General features: G+C 40.7%; 15 protein-coding genes. 10 read left to right on the top strand and 5 right to left on the bottom strand.

The genetic code is table 11. The annotated features are described in order from the left end of the window. Positions 1–33: 33 nt before the first annotated feature. A complete protein-coding gene (locus tag FN960_RS06280; protein ID WP_143847841.1) occupies positions 34–1,227 on the bottom strand; it encodes an MFS transporter in 1,194 nt (397 codons plus the stop codon). Between the two features lie 22 nt (positions 1,228–1,249). Further along, positions 1,250–2,248 (bottom strand): ROK family protein, encoded by a 999-nt coding sequence (locus FN960_RS06275; RefSeq protein WP_260681943.1) that lies wholly within the window; start codon positions 2,246–2,248, stop codon positions 1,250–1,252. 234 nt (positions 2,249–2,482) lie between these two features. Here FN960_RS06275 and FN960_RS06270 point away from each other — a divergent pair, with 234 nt between their 5' ends. From FN960_RS06270 to FN960_RS06255, 4 genes are all read left to right on the top strand, one after another. Continuing rightward, positions 2,483–3,700: a multidrug effflux MFS transporter gene (locus tag FN960_RS06270; protein WP_260681942.1), complete on the top strand. Its 1,218-nt coding sequence runs from the start codon at positions 2,483–2,485 to the stop codon at positions 3,698–3,700. Between the two features lie 271 nt (positions 3,701–3,971). Next, a complete protein-coding gene (locus FN960_RS06265; RefSeq protein WP_185970945.1) occupies positions 3,972–4,826 on the top strand; it encodes a PRD domain-containing protein in 855 nt (284 codons plus the stop codon). 103 nt (positions 4,827–4,929) lie between these two features. Continuing rightward, positions 4,930–6,822: a beta-glucoside-specific PTS transporter subunit IIABC gene (locus FN960_RS06260; protein WP_143847838.1), complete on the top strand. Its 1,893-nt coding sequence runs from the start codon at positions 4,930–4,932 to the stop codon at positions 6,820–6,822. A gap of 65 nt (positions 6,823–6,887) precedes the next feature. Next, positions 6,888–8,354, top strand: a complete 1,467-nt coding sequence (locus FN960_RS06255) for a glycoside hydrolase family 1 protein (protein ID WP_143847837.1) — start codon at positions 6,888–6,890, stop codon at positions 8,352–8,354. A gap of 531 nt (positions 8,355–8,885) precedes the next feature. Here the strand turns inward: FN960_RS06255 and FN960_RS06250 are convergent. After that, positions 8,886–9,488 (bottom strand): NADPH-dependent FMN reductase, encoded by a 603-nt coding sequence (locus FN960_RS06250; protein ID WP_143847836.1) that lies wholly within the window; start codon positions 9,486–9,488, stop codon positions 8,886–8,888. 183 nt (positions 9,489–9,671) lie between these two features. Between FN960_RS06250 and FN960_RS06245 the strand changes: the two genes are divergently transcribed. Beyond that, a complete protein-coding gene (locus FN960_RS06245) occupies positions 9,672–9,983 on the top strand; it encodes a winged helix-turn-helix transcriptional regulator (RefSeq protein WP_143847835.1) in 312 nt (103 codons plus the stop codon). Between the two features lie 53 nt (positions 9,984–10,036). Here the strand turns inward: FN960_RS06245 and FN960_RS06240 are convergent, their stop codons facing one another. Then, positions 10,037–11,587 carry a BCCT family transporter gene (locus FN960_RS06240; protein WP_143847834.1) on the bottom strand — a complete coding sequence of 517 codons (1,551 nt, stop codon included), beginning with the start codon at positions 11,585–11,587 and terminating at the stop codon, positions 10,037–10,039. Positions 11,588–11,736: 149 nt separating this feature from the next. Then, positions 11,737–11,988, bottom strand: a complete 252-nt coding sequence (locus tag FN960_RS06235; protein WP_143847833.1) for a GlsB/YeaQ/YmgE family stress response membrane protein — start codon at positions 11,986–11,988, stop codon at positions 11,737–11,739. 157 nt (positions 11,989–12,145) lie between these two features. Between FN960_RS06235 and FN960_RS06230 the strand changes: the two genes are divergently transcribed. The 5 genes from FN960_RS06230 to abc-f all read left to right on the top strand — a co-directional run bounded on the left by FN960_RS06230 (position 12,146) and on the right by abc-f (position 18,338). After that, positions 12,146–12,994 (top strand): MBL fold metallo-hydrolase, encoded by an 849-nt coding sequence (locus tag FN960_RS06230; protein WP_143847832.1) that lies wholly within the window; start codon positions 12,146–12,148, stop codon positions 12,992–12,994. A gap of 7 nt (positions 12,995–13,001) precedes the next feature. Next, positions 13,002–13,538 (top strand): D-glycero-alpha-D-manno-heptose-1,7-bisphosphate 7-phosphatase, encoded by a 537-nt coding sequence (locus FN960_RS06225; protein WP_143847831.1) that lies wholly within the window; start codon positions 13,002–13,004, stop codon positions 13,536–13,538. Positions 13,539–13,641: 103 nt separating this feature from the next. Continuing rightward, a complete protein-coding gene (locus tag FN960_RS06220; RefSeq protein WP_143847830.1) occupies positions 13,642–14,970 on the top strand; it encodes a Na+/H+ antiporter family protein in 1,329 nt (442 codons plus the stop codon). A gap of 283 nt (positions 14,971–15,253) precedes the next feature. Continuing rightward, positions 15,254–16,414 (top strand): MFS transporter, encoded by a 1,161-nt coding sequence (locus FN960_RS06215; RefSeq protein WP_143847829.1) that lies wholly within the window; start codon positions 15,254–15,256, stop codon positions 16,412–16,414. A 307-nt stretch (positions 16,415–16,721) separates the two neighbouring features. Further along, a complete protein-coding gene (gene abc-f / locus FN960_RS06210) occupies positions 16,722–18,338 on the top strand; it encodes a ribosomal protection-like ABC-F family protein (protein WP_143847828.1) in 1,617 nt (538 codons plus the stop codon). The last annotated feature ends 126 nt before the right edge of the window (positions 18,339–18,464 follow it).

Here is an 18,464-nt window from a genome sequence, read left to right as displayed (position 1 = left end):
ACTATCTTAATTGTTAGGCTTTACTATTTCAAATTACATAGTGCTTTTACCTATTTCGTTTGATCGTTTATTTACCCTGGATATAATCAGCATAAGTATCGCCATCAGTACAGCCATGCCAAAGATTGCCCACAGTGTTACCTCAACGGGATAATGGTCTAGAAGACTTCCTGCTATTCTTGGCAGAAAAGCTCCCCCAAGACCACCCATGGCAATCATCAGACTTGTTGTACGATCCTCCAGTCCGGGTATGCCTTCATTTATAACAAGCAGACCTAACGAGAAGATCCCACCCATTAACAACCCGGCAAAGAATATAACAATAAAGCTTACGATGTAATGAGGAGACGCTGCAAACAAGCCAAGTGTGACCATTTGACCAATTACACTGATCACAAACAATCGGTAAAAACCAACTCGCTCGACAATAAAAAACATGATCAAGCGACCAATGGTCATAGCCCCCCAGAAAATCGTAATACTTAGCGCTAGAACAGCAGGCGAGAGGTCTGAGGTGAGTGACAATATCGATGGAAGATAATTAGGGAATGTCATTTCCACCCCAACATACAAAAAGAAAAAGAACGAGCCAAATAGTACAATGGGCCAAGCGGGTTTTGGGTATTTTAATTTAATGGGTGCAGCTGCATTTTTATCGATAGCTTCTTTTTTTAGAAGAAATTCGTACTCATCAAAACGCAGGAACATCCAGAGCAAGAAGCATGTAAAGACAATTAAACTAACAACAATAAAGATATCATTCCATTGGCCAGTTGCAATAAAAAAGGCAGCCAGTGCTGGCACAGCTAATGCTCCAACCCCAAAGAAGACCTCTGTCAGCACCATAATCGATGCTTTCTTTTCCTGTAATTTTCCGATAATCATTCCAGCTATTATTGTTTCAATCATGCCAAATCCTGCTCCTCCAAATGGAACAATCATTAACAATATGGACCACGGTAATAGCAAATATAACGATAGCTGAGCGATGGCAAACAAAGCTAAAGACAAGAGTAGAACACTTCTACGGCCAAACGCTTTTAATAAAAATGGAGCAATCAGCACCCCAACTAAGAATCCAAGAAACTGGTTCATAATTAGTTGGCCACCATCACCATAACTAAGATTATAATGATGGATCATTGGTTCAAGCACGGAGCCGATAATGATGTGACCAAATCCAGTAAGTAGGTAGGCAAAGCATGCCAGCCAAATTAACTTTCTCATAAGTATGTAACTTCCTAACTATTTATAATTTATTTTCTGGTCTAAGCTCTTTGAGAGCAAGACTTTGAATACCTTCATGAAAATCATCCTGGAAAGGACGTGATAGGATGATATCTGGCTTAGATGCCATCTCATATTTTGATTCGTAATGAGACCATGCTGTTTGAAATTGATTCTCTGAGACTACATTTTGATATAAAACAATTTGATCAGGTGCTAGGACGGCATTAAGTGTTTGTACGATTGTACAAGCAACCTCAATAAATTCCTCGGACTCCCAACCACCATCCCAGGTTACATCTAAAGGGAGAAACTTAATCTCACCAGCCATGCCGTTTTTACCTTTTACGATATGGCCATTCAGATAAATTCCAACACCAGGTGGGTATTTATCTGGAAAGTATACGGCGACTACACAGGTATTTTTCTCCTGACAGGTATGAGCGCAATAACCACTTACAGCCGCATTTACATCATTCTCCAAAAGCACAGGAATAGTAAACGTGTTCTGCAATGTATCAACCATTCGTAAGCCCTTTAATCGTTCGTGACTGCTTACAGTAATCTCTCCATTTACCGCTTGTCCAGGAATACCAATGGCAATAATTTTGATCGCAGGATATAAAGAGAGCAGACGTTTAATTAGGTCCTCAAAGTGTGAGGAATGAAAAACCGGAATAATATGTGTTTCGCTGATTAACGTTTCGCCTCTTAAATCCACGACGGAGGCCACAAGCTCGTCCTTCCAATGATGTTCGTTAAACAGGAGGATCAGCGCAAGGCTATATTGATAATTAAATCGATATGTAGCGGCGGGGCGACCTCCTGTAGAAGGAGTTGTCTCGTCTTTCTGGATTTCTCCTGTTACAAGAAGCTCTTTGACTAAGGAGTTAATGGTTACGACACTCAAACCCGTGGCGTCTGCAAGCTGAGGTTTTGTCGCTAGTTCAAGCTGTGCGAGATTATTTCGAACGTTATTCAAATTTATTTCTTTTACAAAACGTCCATTTGAACTGCTCAAATAGCTTTCCTCCAAATCTATATAGATAATTCTGAGCATTAAATGCTCCATTTTGATTAAATTGATTTATACTGTTCTTACATACAGATTGATTGTGAAAAGATCGTAGATACATAGTATGTTTACTTAATAAACCTTGTTTATAAAGTCTCTTTATTATCTTACCATGAACGAGAGTACGTGTATACGCTAAGAACACATATGATGAAGATTTACAGGAGAGTAGGGATTGGATTGGAACAACAAATTACAGGAAAGAAGCGGCTTGGTTTAGCTATACTATTAGGGATGCTTGCCGCATTTGGTCCACTGACCATTGATATGTATCTGCCGAGCTTTCCGGATATTGCAAGGAATCTTGAAACATCGGCTTCATTAGTTCAATTAAGTTTAACTGCCTGTTTATTAGGACTTGCGGCTGGTCAGCTTGTGATCGGACCATTAAGTGATGCACAAGGCCGAAAAAAACCACTTGTTCTATTTATTGCATTGTACGCGGGGGCATCTGTGATTTGTGCCTTTGCACCAAACATATACATATTAATAGGGGCTCGTTTTCTTCAGGGATTCACAGCCGCAGCAGGCATCGTCATCTCTAGAGCTGTAGTTCGTGATTTGTTTAGTGGGCATGATTTAACTAAGTTCTTCTCCCTTTTAATGCTCATAAATGGCTTATTTCCAATTATGGCACCTGTTTTTGGAGCAGCTGTGTTACTTGTACCAGGAGCTACTTGGCATTGGGTTTTTATTGTCCTTGCCATACTCGGTCTTACTATTATGCTACTGGTTGTCACAAAGCTTGAGGAATCTCTACCTGTTGAAAGGCGTAGACCCAGCTCTATAAAAAGCACATTACAAACCTTTAAACACTTATTGAAAGACCGATTATTCATGGGACTAGCGTTAACACAGGGTCTAATGGTAGGAGGGATCTTTGCATATGTGTCTGGAACACCATTTGTATACCAGAATATTTATGAGGTCAGTCCGCAAACATTTAGCCTGTTATTTGGTGTAAATGGACTTGGAATTATCTTAGGTACTCATTTAGTTGGGCGTTATGCAGGGATTGTGCTAGAACGCACTTTTTTACGTATTGGGTTAATTATTGCGGTAGTTGCCAGCGGTTTCTTATTTGTTATGACCCTCATTGAAGGACCATTACTCTTTATTGTGATCCCGATTTTCTTCTTTGTCTCTATGATCGGAATGGTGGGTACGACCTCTTTTGCTCTAGCGATGGAGAGTAAATCAGAACAAGCAGGCAGTGCCTCTGCTTTATTAGGACTACTTCCATTTAGTATTGGTGCTATGACTGCACCTTTAGTAGGAATTGCCGGAGAAGACACAGCCGTCCCAATGGGCCTTATCATCTTTTTGATGAGTGTTGGTGCGTTTTTATCCTTTACATTTTTAGCTAGAGGCGGAAGGACACCTCAAAGGGAGAGCTAAAATGTTGGAATAAACTATATCGACAGAGAAGTAAATGAGAAGTAATAAAGTGACTGTAGCTGAAGGGATATACATCCTTTCAGTTTTTTCTTTAAGATATATTTTTTGAAAGAGATTGACATCGTTTACATTCAGTTGTATAGTATGGGTACAACATCATATCAGGATTGTTACTGATTCGATCAGGCATTACCTATGTTAAGAGCGCATTGTTTATAAATGTGTTTTTAAGATGGGATTTTGTTGTGTTATGAGATATGGAGGACATTCCATGAAATTTACAAAGGCATTCAATAATAATGTGGCACTGGTTAAGGATTCATCTGGAGTAGAATGGATTGTAATGGGCACAGGCGTTGGATTTCAAAAGAATAAGGGAGATTCTATTTCTGAAGAAAACATACGTCGTAAGTTTGTTGCTGAGCAATCATCAACTCGCAAGCCGTTGCTGCAGGTATTGGATGAAATTGATTCTGAGGTCCTCGATGTTTCGGTTGAAATTATTAAAAATACAGAAGCGCAGCTGGGTATTACATTTAATAACAATATCTATTTAACTCTTGCGGATCATTTGAATTTTGCTGTAAAACGGGCGAATGAACAGATTGATTATGCAGATACAAACCGTTGGGAAGTAAAGAATCTATACCCAAAGGAATACGAAGCAGCTAAAGATGCGATTCGTCAGGTGTTTGACCGTCTTGATGTCTTGCTTCCTAAAAGTGAAGAAACCTTTATTACGTATCACTTTGTTAATGGGCAGCAGGCTAAAAAGACTAAGATTGAAGAAACGCTTAAGATGACAGAGGTTATCAATCGAATCATTGAGATTGTGCAATATCACTTCCAGCTTAAGCTTGATGAGGATTCGCTTAATTATACTAGGTTTATTACTCATCTACGCTACTTCTTTATCAGGCAGTTTAAACAGGATCAAACAGAACAAGAGGAAGTGGATTTAACACTTCTAGAACTTGTGAAAACAAAGTATGAAAAGGCATATCAAGCAGTTGAAAAAATTTCTACCTTGCTCGAAAAGAGATATGGTTGGAGTTTATCATCAAACGAACGATTGTATTTAACACTGCATGTTTGGAGAGTAACTAATCGACAAACAACTAAATAGTATCATGGCGGATTGTTACTGATTTGATCAGGCATTACCCAAATGGAACGAGCCACTGGCCGTCTGTTTGGGTATTTTTTATGGCTAAAAAGGGGGAATTATCATGTCAAAGTATAAAGAAATTGCAGAAAAAGTGTTAGGTAATGTTGGCGGTTCTAGCAATGTAGACCAAGCGTGGCACTGTATTACACGTCTTCGCTTTAATCTTAATGATAAAGAAAAAGTGGATATGGACTCGATAAAAAGAATTGATGGGGTACTTGGGGCACAGTTTTCAGGAGATCAATTCCAAGTTATTGTTGGTAACAAAGTATCAGATGTCTTTGAGGAATTGGAGCCAATGCTTGAAGGTAGGTCTGGTAGTGGTGAGAAAAAAGGTCAAAAGCAGGGTGTTGTATCTGCAACAATGGACTTTATCTCTGGAGTGTTCACTCCAATACTTCCTGCGTTAGCTGGGGCTGGTTTATTAAAAGGTTTCCTCGCTTTGTTTGTAACTCTGGGATGGTTAAATAACGAGGGAGATTCATATGCAATTTTGAACGCTATTGGAGATAGTGTATTCTACTTCCTACCATTCTTCTTAGCTGTTTCTGCAGCTCGTAAGGTAAAAACAAATGAATACTTAGCATTAGTCATTGCAGGTACGATGATGTATCCAACCTTTATTGATGCAGCAAATGGTTTAACCGATGTAACCAGCTTTTCTATATATGGACTTAGCTTTATATCGATTCCTGTTCTCAGCTATGCATCAAGTGTTATACCAATTATCTTAGCTGTTTTGTTATTAAAATATGTTTACAATGTGATCAAAAAGTTTATGCCATCCGCTATATCTCTTATGTTCTCACCAATGATTACATTCTTAATTGTTGTTCCAATCACTCTTTGGATCATTGGACCACTAGGAACTAACATTGGAGCAGGGTTATCACAAGTTTTTGTTTGGTTATTTGATTTTGCTGGTCCAGTAGCTGGATTGTTATTAGGTGGATTTATGCCACTTATTATTATGACAGGTATGCACTATGCATTTGCACCTATTGCTATCCAAAATATCAACACGATCGGAAATGATTCATTCTTACAGCCGATGATGTTTATTAGTAACTTGGCACAAGCCGGTGCAGCCTTTGGGGTAGCGGTTCGTTCAAAAAATAAAGCAATGAAACAGCTTGCTGTATCTTCAGGGATTTCTGCAACCATTGGGATTACGGAGCCAGCCATGTACGGGGTAAACATGAAGCTGAAAAAGCCATTTGTTCTAGCGATGATCTCAAGTGGTTTACTCGGGGCATTTGCAGGGTGGTACGGCTTTAAAGCATATGCGCTTGGTGGTCTAGTTGGCGTGTTCGCATTACCGGTATTCGCAGATCCAAGTGGTGCGGTAGGGGCGATTGTTGTTGCTATAATTCTGTTTGTTCTATCACTTTTACTTCCGTTTATTTTGGTCCTAGTGTTAGGGTTCAAGGATATTCCTGAAGAAGGAGCTCCTACAACTGCTGTTGAAGAGAAAAAAGAAGTCGTTGTTACAGGTAAAGGAGCCGTCGTTAAATCACCACTAAAAGGAGATCTGGTTCCACTAAAAGATTTATCCGATCCAACATTTGCTCAGGAAATAATGGGCAAAGGGATTGCTATCGAGCCTACTGAAAACCATATTGTGGCGCCTATTTCAGGAACAGTTATGGTCTTACCAGATTCACAGCATGCAATTGGCATTAAAGGGGATAATGGTGAAGAGATTTTGATTCACATTGGTATTGATACCGTATCACTAAAAGGTCAGCATTTTAACGCGTTAGTTAAAGCAGAAGATCGGATTGAAATTGGTCAAAAATTAATTGAATTTGATCGTGAAGCTATTAAAGCTGCTAATTTGCAGACGGTAACCATGATTATTGTAACCAATACCTCTGAATATCTAGATGTATTAAGTATTAATGATTCAGGTCCAATTTTTGAAGGTGAACAACTGTTAACACTAGTCAAATAATAGCTTTGGGGACTACAGAGCAGTGGTCCCCAAAGAAAATAGAAAGAGAAAGGGACGTGGAGAAGATGACTAAAGCAATCAAAGGATTTAAACCCGATTTTCTATGGGGAGGCGCTACAGCAGCTAACCAAGTAGAGGGAGCTTTTGATCAAGATGGGAAAGGTCTGTCAACTGCAGATATGGTCCCATTTATTCCGAAAGAAAAACGCGGATTAAGCTTTTCTATGGATGTTACTTCTGAATATATTGAAGGTGTTCTTGCGGGAGAAATTCATGATCGTTACCCAAAACGTGACGGAATTGACTTTTATCATAGCTATATAGAAGATATTGCTTTATTTGCAGAGCTTGGTTTTAAAGTATTTCGCATGTCGATTAACTGGGCACGTATTTTTCCAAATGGTAATGATGCGGAACCAAATGAAGCAGGTTTGCAGTTCTATGAGAATGTATTTAAAGAATTACGCAAATATGACATTGAGCCACTAGTGACACTATCTCATTATGAGACACCACTTGAACTCACGCGTAAATACAATGGTTGGTACAGTCGTGAAGTGATTGATTTCTACGTCAACTACGCCGCAACAGTATTTACACGCTATAAAGACCTTGTGAAATATTGGTTAACATTTAACGAAATCAACGTAATGGTTCATAGCCCATACACTGGTGGTGGTGTGTTAGTTGATAAAGTTCCAGGGAAAACAAGTGATCAGATTGCGTATCAAGCAGCCCACCATCAGTTTGTAGCAAGTGCATTAGCTACAAAGCTTGCACATGAGATCATTCCAGGATCACAGGTAGGGTGTATGCTTGCTCGTATGCAAACATACCCAGTAACAAATCATCCGGATGATATTCTAAAGGCGCAAGAACATAATGACCTAAATCTATTTTTCACGGATGTACATGCTAAAGGGGAATACCCTTCCTTCATGAACCGTTATTTTGCGGACAACGACATTGTAGTGAACAAAGAGGAAGGCGACGATGAGATTCTTAAGAAGTATCCTGTAGATTTTATTTCGTTTAGTTACTATATGTCACTCTCTGTTACGACGCATGGTGAATTTGAAGAAACGGCCGGTAATTTAATTGAAGGAGCCGTCAAAAACCAATACCTTGAGTCCTCTGATTGGGGCTGGCAAATTGATCCAAAAGGATTACGCGTCACGCTAAGAGATTTCCATTCTCGTTATGGCAAACCACTATTTATCGTAGAAAATGGATTAGGTGCGTACGACAAAGTAGAGGAAGATGGCTCCGTACATGATCCGTACCGAATTGATTATCTTCGTCAGCACATCGAGCAAATGAAAGAAGCTGTTAAAGACGGGGTAGATCTAATGGGGTATACAGCATGGGGTCCAATCGACCTTGTCAGTATGTCGACATCAGAAATGTCTAAACGTTACGGATTCATTTATGTTGACCAAGATGATGAAGGCAATGGAACACTAAAACGTTCTAAGAAGGATTCCTTTGCTTGGTATCAGAATGTGATTGCAACGAATGGGGAAGAGTTATAAAAATAGGAACCGCAGGGTGAAATGCACTCTGCGGTTTTTTTAGTTTACCAAGAAGAGTGGTTATTTTATCAAGATGAATGAGTGATAGACCAAGAAGCAGCGGGCCTTACCAAGAGGGAGGAGGACAATACCAAGAAGCAGTGTTGTTTTATCAAGAAGCAAGGTGCTTTACCAAGTGCGAAGCTGGAATTACTAAGAAAGGCGCAGAACTTAGCAAGAGAGAAGACCTGTTACCAAGAGGGAAGTTGGATTTACCAAGAAGAGGACCGCACTTAGCAAGAGAAAGAGGCCGTTACCAAGAGCGAAGCTGGAATTACTAAGAAAGGCGCAGAACTTAGCAAGAGAGAAGACCTGTTACCAAGAGCGAGACTGGATTTACCAAGAAGATCGACACATTTACCAAGAAGCGACCTGTTATTAATAGTGATAGAAATTACCAAGAGTAAGTTGACTTTACTTAGAGAAATAAGGCAGTTATCAAGAAAATCATACACAAAAAAACGGCCACGCGTGACCGTTTCTTCCCTGTTGTTATTTACGAATTGTTTTTAAAGCGGTGCTCCACTCATTAACCTCATCTAGCATCGCAGTGATGTTAGCATGGTGAAGATCCTGTGGTGTAAAGTTTTGACCGTTTTCAAAATCTAAGAATAAAGACAATGTTGGATGTGTGCGAACATCAGCCACTTTTAATTCTCCAAGAATTCCACGAAGATGCTCGGCTGCACGTGCACCACCCGTTGAACCGTAGCTGACAATACCAGCTGCTTTGTTATACCAAGCGTCACGAGCAAAGTCGAGCGCGTTCTTTAGTGCTCCTGAAATACTATGATTATACTCTTGAACAATAAAAACGAATCCATCTAAGCTTGCAAGCTTTTCGTTCCAGCCAGCAATGCCAGGTTCTGTGCCATCAGTTGTCCCTAGAAAAGGTAGTTCATAATCAGCGATATCTACAATTTCGTAAGATGCATCTTCACGTTCGTCAGCAAGCTTCTTCACCCATTCTCCTACTTGAGGGCTTAATCTGCCTTGACGAGTACTTCCTAAAATAATTCCAATTTTTAATGGTTCCTGTGCCATGTTTACTTCCTCCTTTTGATCTTTACCAAATAATTTATTTATGAATCCCATTGCGTAAAACACCGCCTGCACTATATATTCTAAAGATGTGAAAAATATTCGTCTAGCTTGTAACTAACTTACTTTATGTAAGTAATTATATTTTTATTAGTTAATAGTGTCAAGTAACTTTTTTATAAAAAGTAATTTATTTTTTGGTAATCGGGTATATAATAGAAGGGAGGAGTGATCTTTATGGATACGTCAATTTGTCCAAGATTCGAAAAAGCAATGGGCATCTTAAGTCAAAGATGGACTGGGCTAATCATCTATCAGCTCACCCACGGGCCTCAACGCTTTTGTAATATTGAATCCTCCATGGCCGTCAGCGGCAGAGTACTTTCGGAGCGGCTTAAAGATTTAGAGGCTGAGGGAATTGTCAAAAGAAATGTGATACCTGAGACGCCTGTGCGAATTGAATATTCACTTACAGAAAAGGGCCTTGCTCTTGAACCGATAATGAAGGAAATGGAAAAGTATGCTGAGACGTGGATGGAAATAGAATAAGATAAAGCTGCTCCAACTATGGTTGACCATAGAGAGCAGCTTTTTATTATATCTTATGACTTTCTAACATTGGTTATGAATGCTTGATCTTGGTCAATCATCTTCTTAGCGGCAAACACTGTTAGAATTTGAATGACGATGATAGGAATGCCCATTAATCCAGAAAGAACTTCTAATGGGGCTAACCCTCCTATGCTAAGTAATGTTAAGGCCAAAACAGTAATGACAACAGAAACAAAAATACGTAAATATTTTGATGGTGCTTTTTTGCTCATGTCCTCTTTGGACATATATGTTGCAATCGTGTACGTAGTTGAATCAAGTGTCGTTATCATAAATATAGCAGCGATGATGATAAATATAACCATGGATATCTCAGGTATTGGTAATGTCGCTAAAATATGAGGCACAGCTGCAACAGGATCCTGATTCTGAACTAAATCTAACACATCCACTTCTCCGGTGATAAAACGATGAACACCGAGACCTCCTAAAAGACCCGTTGCTGCCCAAGAAAGAAGAGTGGGTGCCAATAGGTAAGTAAGGATCATTTCCTTAATGGTTCGCCCTTTAGAAACGACAGCGGCAAAAACACCATGTAGCATAGCCCATGTAGCATTGTAAGCAAACCAAAAGACGGTGTGACTCTCCACGTGTGTACTTTCACCTGTATTTAGTGAGTTTGTATAAAAAGAGAAATCAATATAACTTGAGAATAAATATCGAATCGAATCAGTGAAATAGTTCAGAATAAACATTCCAGGCCCAATTAGGATAATAAAAAGAGCAAATAGGCCAGCTAGATACATGTTCATCGTACTTAATCTTTTTATTCCTTTATCTATTCCAACATAGGCACTTATCGTAAAGACGGTTACCCAAATCAGGGTGACAATAATGGTCATTGTAAGTGTAACTTCCATTTGCAATAGGTCGGCCAAATTATTTGTAACAATGGGAGTACCTAAGCCAAGGGTAACGGCAGCTCCAGATAAAATACTGACTAGGAAAAGGATGTCTAATACTTTCCCCCCAAGACCATCCGTAAAGGCATCCCCAAAAATACAACGACACGCTTCAGAAATACGCATTTTAGGTTTTTTGCGAACGTGAAGAATATAAGCCATAGCGGGAGCACACATGACAAAAATGGCGAAGGTTTGGAAGCTCCAGAGGAACATACTATATGAATTACCTGCTAATATTGCGTCATTCGAACCTGGCTCTAATCCAAATGGTGGATCTACAGCAACCTCGCCCCACTGAATCATACCTGTTCTCATAATAGTAGCTCCAAGCCCCATCGCTATGAGAATGGAGGAATATTCAAATAACGTAAATCTTGGTTTCTCATTTGGGTCACCAAGCACAACTTGTCCATATTTAGAAAATGAAAAATATAAAGCAGCTACTGTTATGAGAGCCCCATACCAAATATAGCCCCATCTAAATTGTTCAACCACATAATCAAATATGGAATTTAGTGTTTCTGTAGATTCGTTTGTATACAAAGCAAACAGTAAGCTAAAGATTCCTACAATAAGAATGGAGGGGATCGTTATTTTTAAATCCATGCGTTTAACCAAATGTTTATCTGACTTCATCTTTTTGCACCGCCATTATCTACTATAGAAATTATAATGCTAAATAATTGAAAATTACCCCAGACGGATATGAATTAAACATGAAGATTTTTTTATTGGAATTTTACAGAAAAAGACTTCAGGCTAGCTGAAGTCTTAGGTCTTCATATTTATTTTCTAATCGCGCGAAGTAAGACACTCACGATTAAGATTAAAATAATGGCTCCAACTAGAGCAGGTAGTATCGCAAACCCACCTAAAGAAGGTCCCCAGCTGCCAAATATAGCCGTTCCTAAATTGGCTCCAATAAAACCTGCAACGATGTTACCGATGATACCAAATGGTACGCCTTTACCTGTAATCGCTCCTGCAGCCCAACCAATTAGTCCACCAATAATTAAACTCCAAATAAAACTTAACATATAAGATCTCTCCTTCTTTCTGTTTACAGGGTGTATAATTCCCGTGGATTTGACGTGTAAACATGTTGAACTATTCACACTTTTCCGCATAGGTTTCAACTCTAGTAGCCAACATAAGATAGAATGTAAATAGCACGTTCTTGGAGGGAATTATAAAATGGACATCCAACAAAACAAAGCACCACGACCAACTTTACCTTTAAGCTCGGCCCATGATGGCTTATTTTTAAAACTGACAGATGATATTTACTGTTTTACTGATAAAATAGTAAATATTTTTGTGGTCGGACATCCTGGTCAGTCGGAAGAATGGTTTCTTGTGGATTGTGGGATTAGTCGAACAAGCTCTCACTTTTTATCAACGTTATCTGAACAGTTTGGCGATGTGTATCCGCCAAAGAGAATTATCTTAACGCATGGTCACTTTGATCATGTTGGAGCGGCATACGAATTAGCCGCACACTGGGGAGTTTATATTTATTGCCATGAGCTTGAGCTACCTTATCTCACTGGGAAGCAGGATTATGTGAAACCAGACCCAACCGTCGAGGGTGGGGTAGTAGCCAAATTATCTAAAACATTTCCTTATGAAGCCATCGATTTAACACCAATTGTTCGTGCTCTTCCGGACGATCAGAAAATACCGGGTTTTCCTGAATGGAAATGGATCCACACGCCAGGTCATTCTCCAGGACAAATCGCCCTATACAGGCAGAAGGATGGTGCGCTACTATCTGGTGACGCAATCATTACGGTAAAGCAAGATTCTCTTTATGATGTTCTAACTCAGTCGACTCAGCTTCAAGGACCACCTCGGTATTTTACTACCGATTGGAAAGCGGCTAAGGATTCTGTCGAGAGGCTATCTCAGCATCAACCAAGCTTTATCGGACCGGGGCACGGGCTGCCGATGTTTGGTGAAGAGTTTAGGCAAGGATTGCAACAACTTCTCCACCATTTTGATCAATATGCAGTACCTGACTATGGAAAATATACGGAGGAATAAGTCGAGAATGAACCAAGCCGTTTTTTTAGATCGTGATGGTGTCATTAATGAGGTACTATCAAATCGAGTGAGATTTGTTAACCGTCCAAGTGATTTATACTTACTTACCGGAGTAGGTGAATCCATAAGACAATTCAACGAGGCGGGTTTTACGATTCTGGTTGTCACGAACCAAGGTGGCGTGGGTCTAGGACATATGAGTGAGGAGCAGGTAGAGACCATTCATACGAGTATGAAAGAAAAACTTTCTCAAGATGGCGCCGTTATTGATGACATCATGTACTGTTCTCACAAACCTAATTCAGACTGCCCATGTCGAAAACCAAAGGCCTATATGCTAGAGAAACTGGCAGAGAAGCATCAGATCAATCTCAGAGAAAGCATCATGGTTGGCGACCGGGAGCCTGATATTCTTGCGGGACAAAATGCAGGCTGTCGAACCGTTCTTGTTCATGCACGAACCAAACAGTCCTTTGGTGCAGATTTAGTATGTAAGGATCTGAAGGCCGCTGTGCCCTGGATCCTCAAACAAAAACTAAAATGAAAAAAGTATGGAGGATTTAGAAAGGTTGACATCCTCTCAAATAGGATGGTAAAGTTCGGTTTAGTGATTTATCGAACTAAAGCGAATGTTAGGATGTTTTTTTATGAATGCTGTTGTTATAGCTGTTTTACTTATGATCGTTCTTAGCTTGTTACGTGTCCACGTGGTCATTGCTTTAATTATGGGAGCTCTTGCCGGAGGGGTTTTGGGCGGCCTAGGCTTTAATGGCACGGTTGAGGTATTTACCGAAGGACTCGGTGCGAGCGCAAATATTGCATTAAGCTATGCTGTACTTGGTGCGTTTGCAGTAGCCCTTTCAAAAACGGGACTGCCCCAGGTACTAGTTGATTTTTCGATAAAAATAATCGGGAAAAGAGAGGAAGCCCGCTCTAAAACTTTGCCAAAGGTACTTATTTTTTTGGTCATCTTTTTTGTTTCGTGTATGTCCCAGAACCTAGTACCTATTCATATTGCGTTTATCCCAATTCTAATTCCTCCTATTTTGCAGGTGCTAAATGAATTGACGGTGGATCGACGTGCTGTCGCAACCATCATGACGTTTGGTTTAAAAGCTCCATACATGCTCTTACCTTTTGGATTTGGAGCCATTTTTCATGGCATTGTTGTAGATAATATTGAGGCAAATGGCATGAGCGCCTCTCTAACTGATATGCCTTATGCTATGCTGCTTCCTACACTGGGGATGATGATCGGTCTCATCATTGCTGTGTTTATCACATATAGAAAGTCACGTCTATATGAAAATAAGCCACTAGAAGCTGGGGCTATAAATGAAGTAAAGCCTTCCTCATATTCAACCTATTCGTTGCTTAGTGCATCAGCGGCTATAGTGGCGACAGTGATTGTTCAGGTGACGTCTGAATCTATGATTATTGCCGGAGTTGCGGGTTTGATTGTGTTAGTTGGCAGTGGATCCGTGCACTTTAAAGAGTCTGATGCTTTATTAACTGAAGGCATGAAAATGATGGCGTTTATTGGATTTGTTATGATCGCAGCCTCTGGGTTTGCCGAAGTGATGAGGGAAACTGGAGAAATAGAACAATTGGTACAAGCATCAGTCAGTTGGATGGGTGATAGCAAAGGTCTTGCCGCTATTCTGATGATCCTCATTGGGCTTCTAATTACCATGGGGATTGGATCATCATTTGCTACGGTTCCTATCATTGCCGCCCTCTTTGTACCAATGTGTGCGGCAATGGGTTTTAGCCCCCTTGCTACGCTTTCTCTCATTGGAACGGCGGGAGCCATTGGAGACGCCGGCTCTCCTGCATCTGACAGTACACTTGGGCCAACAGCCGGTTTAAATGCTGATGGACAGCACAATCATATTTGGGATACCTGTGTTCCGACATTTATTCACTTCAACATCCCTCTTATCATTTTTGGATGGATTGCTGCGGTGACATTATAAAACAACGGAGAGCTTCCCGTGGCGGAAGCTCTTTTTGGGTTTGGAGCGAAGTGGGAGATGGGGCCGATGTACATGCGAGGAAGCTGGAATGACATGCGAGAGGGAAGTTTGACATGCAGGAAAGCTAGAATGACATGCAAGAATAAAACAAAGCAATAACCTAAAGGAAGAGATTAGCCCTCCTTTTCCCAGTAACTATTTGAGCCGGCTTCTTGTTGTTTATGAACTTGTGAGGTAAACTAACACAGGTGGATTTTTACATCATAGAAGAAGGTGCCTCAACATGAATTTTAAAGTATATGTTCTCGCTGTTTCGGCGTTTGTAGTTGGAATGGTGGAGTTAATTATAGGGGGGATTCTCCCTGTTATGTCTAAGGATTTAGGTGTGTCAGTAGGTGCGGTAGGTCAGCTCATCACCATTTTTGCGCTAGTGTTTGCGATTTCTGGCCCGGTGCTACTATCAATGACGAGTAAATATGAGCGAAAGCGTTTATATCTAATAGCATTAGGAGTATTTTTTCTAGCGAATATTGGATCATTTCTCAGCCCTGGTTATGGGGTTCTGATATTCTTTCGGGTCATTACTTCGATGAGTGCCGCTCTTATTATTGTGCTATCTCTCACCATCGCGCCAAAGATCGTGAAGCCAGAGTATCGTTCTCGTGCGATCGGTATTATTACGATGGGCGTAAGCTCGGCGCTTGTCCTCGGTGTACCTCTTGGTGTGTTGATAGGTGAAGCGTATGGTTGGAGAATATTATTCTTAATTATTGCTGTGCTCACTCTCATTGCTGGATTGATTATTATGAAGTTCTTAGACCCTGTGCCGCCTGAGCAGGTAAGCTCGGTACGTGATCAGCTTCGTTCACTTAAAAATGTCAAGCTGTCCAGTGCACATGTGGTTACACTGTTGGTACTCGCGGGGCATTACACCATGTATGCGTATTTCGCGGAATACCTAAATGTCACGATGAATGCCGAGCCTTATTGGGTGAGTGTAGCGTTTTTTGTTTTTGGTATTTCAGCTGTGAGTGGTGGCGGAATTGGTGGCTGGGTGACGGATCGAATTGGGCCGGAGCGAACCGTTCTTCTTTTTACGGTGTTGTTCTTTGTTGTATTAGCAACAATGCCACTAACAAATCAATCGGTCATTCTCTTTACAGTCTCCCTGATCATATGGGGCATGTTGAGCTGGTCGATTGCTCCTGCTCAACAAGGATATCTAATAAAAACGGCTCCGCGTACGTCGGATATTCAGCAAAGTATTAATACCTCAGCTCTACAGTTTGGGATTGCTATTGGATCAGGAATTGGCGGCTTGGTTGTAAATGGTTTCTCCGTTGAAGCTGCGCCCATAGGAGGAAGTATCTTAGTCATACTCTCCATCGGATTCGCACTGTTTTCATTTAAGCAGCCCGCTGTTGAAAATGAACCCGTATCTTGACATTGAGATTGTTTTTGTGTAAAGATAATAGCAATTAAGTGGAAAGGATGGTACCTCGTACAATGAAGTAGAATCTTATCAAATAAACAGTACATCTTAATGAATTTGAATAAATAGCCGGCGCTATCAGTCCGCGTTTATTTAAATGGAAATTAACGAGTATGTTTAGAGATGAGATTCGTCTATGTTTGTATGGGTACTAAATCTATAACCAGCCTACGTCTGTCTTTAGGAGGCGTGTGGCCTTATTTGGGTATAGTTATTAGCATCAGACGAACTCTCTCTAGCAACTGGAGGGGGTTTTTTTATGTTGTTTTTGAAAGCAGAGCATATAGAAAAAAGCTATGGGGGCCGCACGATCTTTTCCATAGATAGCTTATATGTGTACCACAATGATCGTATTGGTCTTGTAGGCCGGAATGGGGAGGGGAAATCAACGCTCCTTACAACATTAGCTGGAACGGCAGAGCTTGATGCAGGAAGTATTGAACGGTATGGAAGTATTGCTTATATTCCTCAGTTAGAGGATGTAAGTCAATCTGTCACAGCTGAGCTCCATGCAAAGTGGCAGTTGCCCTACCATTCTAATGAACAAATGAGTGGTGGTGAACAAACCCGGCTAAAGATAGCAAGTACACTTACATCAAATGCACATATGTTAATTGCCGATGAGCCAACCAGTCATTTAGACGCGGCAGGCATTGGACAGCTAGAACGCGAGCTATCCGCGTATCAAGGAGCTATGTTATTAACTTCTCATGATAAACAATTTTTAAATCGGCTATGCACAGTCATTTGGGAAATCGCTGATGGGGGCGTGACGGTTTATGAAGGAAACTATGACGCCTATATAGAACAGAAGCAGCTACAAAAAGATAAGCAGGAAAGAGAGTATAAGGAATATATTCAAGAAAAAGATCGGTTAAAGCAAGCGGCGCGTGAATTGCGCGTGAAATCTGATGGAATAAAAAAAGCACCAACTCGAATGGGCAATTCCGAGGCCAGGCTTCACAAAAGAAGCGCCGGTAAACAAAAAGCAAAATTAAATCGAGCGGCAGAGGCAATTGAATCGAGGATGGAGCAGCTGGATAAAAAGGAAAGGCCAAAGGACCAAGATACCATCGTCTTTGATCTAGCAGAGTTTCCGGTATTGCACAGCAAACGAGTGCTTCAATTTAATGGATGTCCGCTTGCGATTGGCGAACGGTTGTTAAAGGAAAGGATTGAAGGAGAGGTCAAGCTGGGACAGCGGTTAGCGATTGTTGGAGAGAATGGCTCGGGAAAAACGACCCTCTTAAATCTCATTGTGGAAAGACGTTCCCAGCTGTCAATCGCACAGCCCGCAAAAATAGGATTTTTCACGCAGCATCTGATGAATTTAAATAATCAGCAAACCATCTTAGAAAATGTAATGAACGATAGTCCGTATAATCAAACCTTCGTTCGTAAGGTTCTGGCAAAGCTTGCATTTAAACGTGAGGATGTTCATAAGAAAGCTTCAGTATTAAGTGGTGGAGAACGCATGCGTGCCTCCATGGCCAAGATATTTTTAGGCAATTATAATGTTCTTGTCCTTGATGAACCCACAAACTATCTAGACCTGGAAACAAAAGAAGCATTAACGGAGGTGTTATCTGCCTATCCAGGTACAATAATCTTTGTTAGTCATGACCGTGACTTTGTAAAGAAGCTGGCCACTCATCAACTATCCTTGGACGATGCTTTGCCAGTCGTAAAAGCTTCTAATTCAAGCAAGCGTCCACAGGTTATAGAAGAAGCCCATGAACCAGACCTCTTGACTATTGAAATGCAGCTAACCGAAACACTCGGTCGCCTCTCCACCGTTATGAATGAAGAGGAGAAAAGTAAGCTAGATCAGCAGTTTCAGGCATTACTGAAGGAGAAAAAGAGGCTGCAGCAGTGAGGGAGAGATAGAAAAGAAGTGAAGGGGCAACACCAAGAGGAAAGAGAGCGGGATCAAGAAGAACCGGCTGCTTAGCAAGAGCGGAGAGGCGATACCAAGAGGTTTAATCACAGAACCAAAAAAACC

This window comes from Alkalicoccobacillus porphyridii (assembly GCF_007293315.1).
In the GTDB taxonomy this organism is placed as follows: Bacteria; Bacillota; Bacilli; order Bacillales; family Bacillaceae_D; genus Alkalicoccobacillus; species Alkalicoccobacillus porphyridii.
This window is presented reverse-complemented; position numbering and strand designations above follow the sequence as displayed.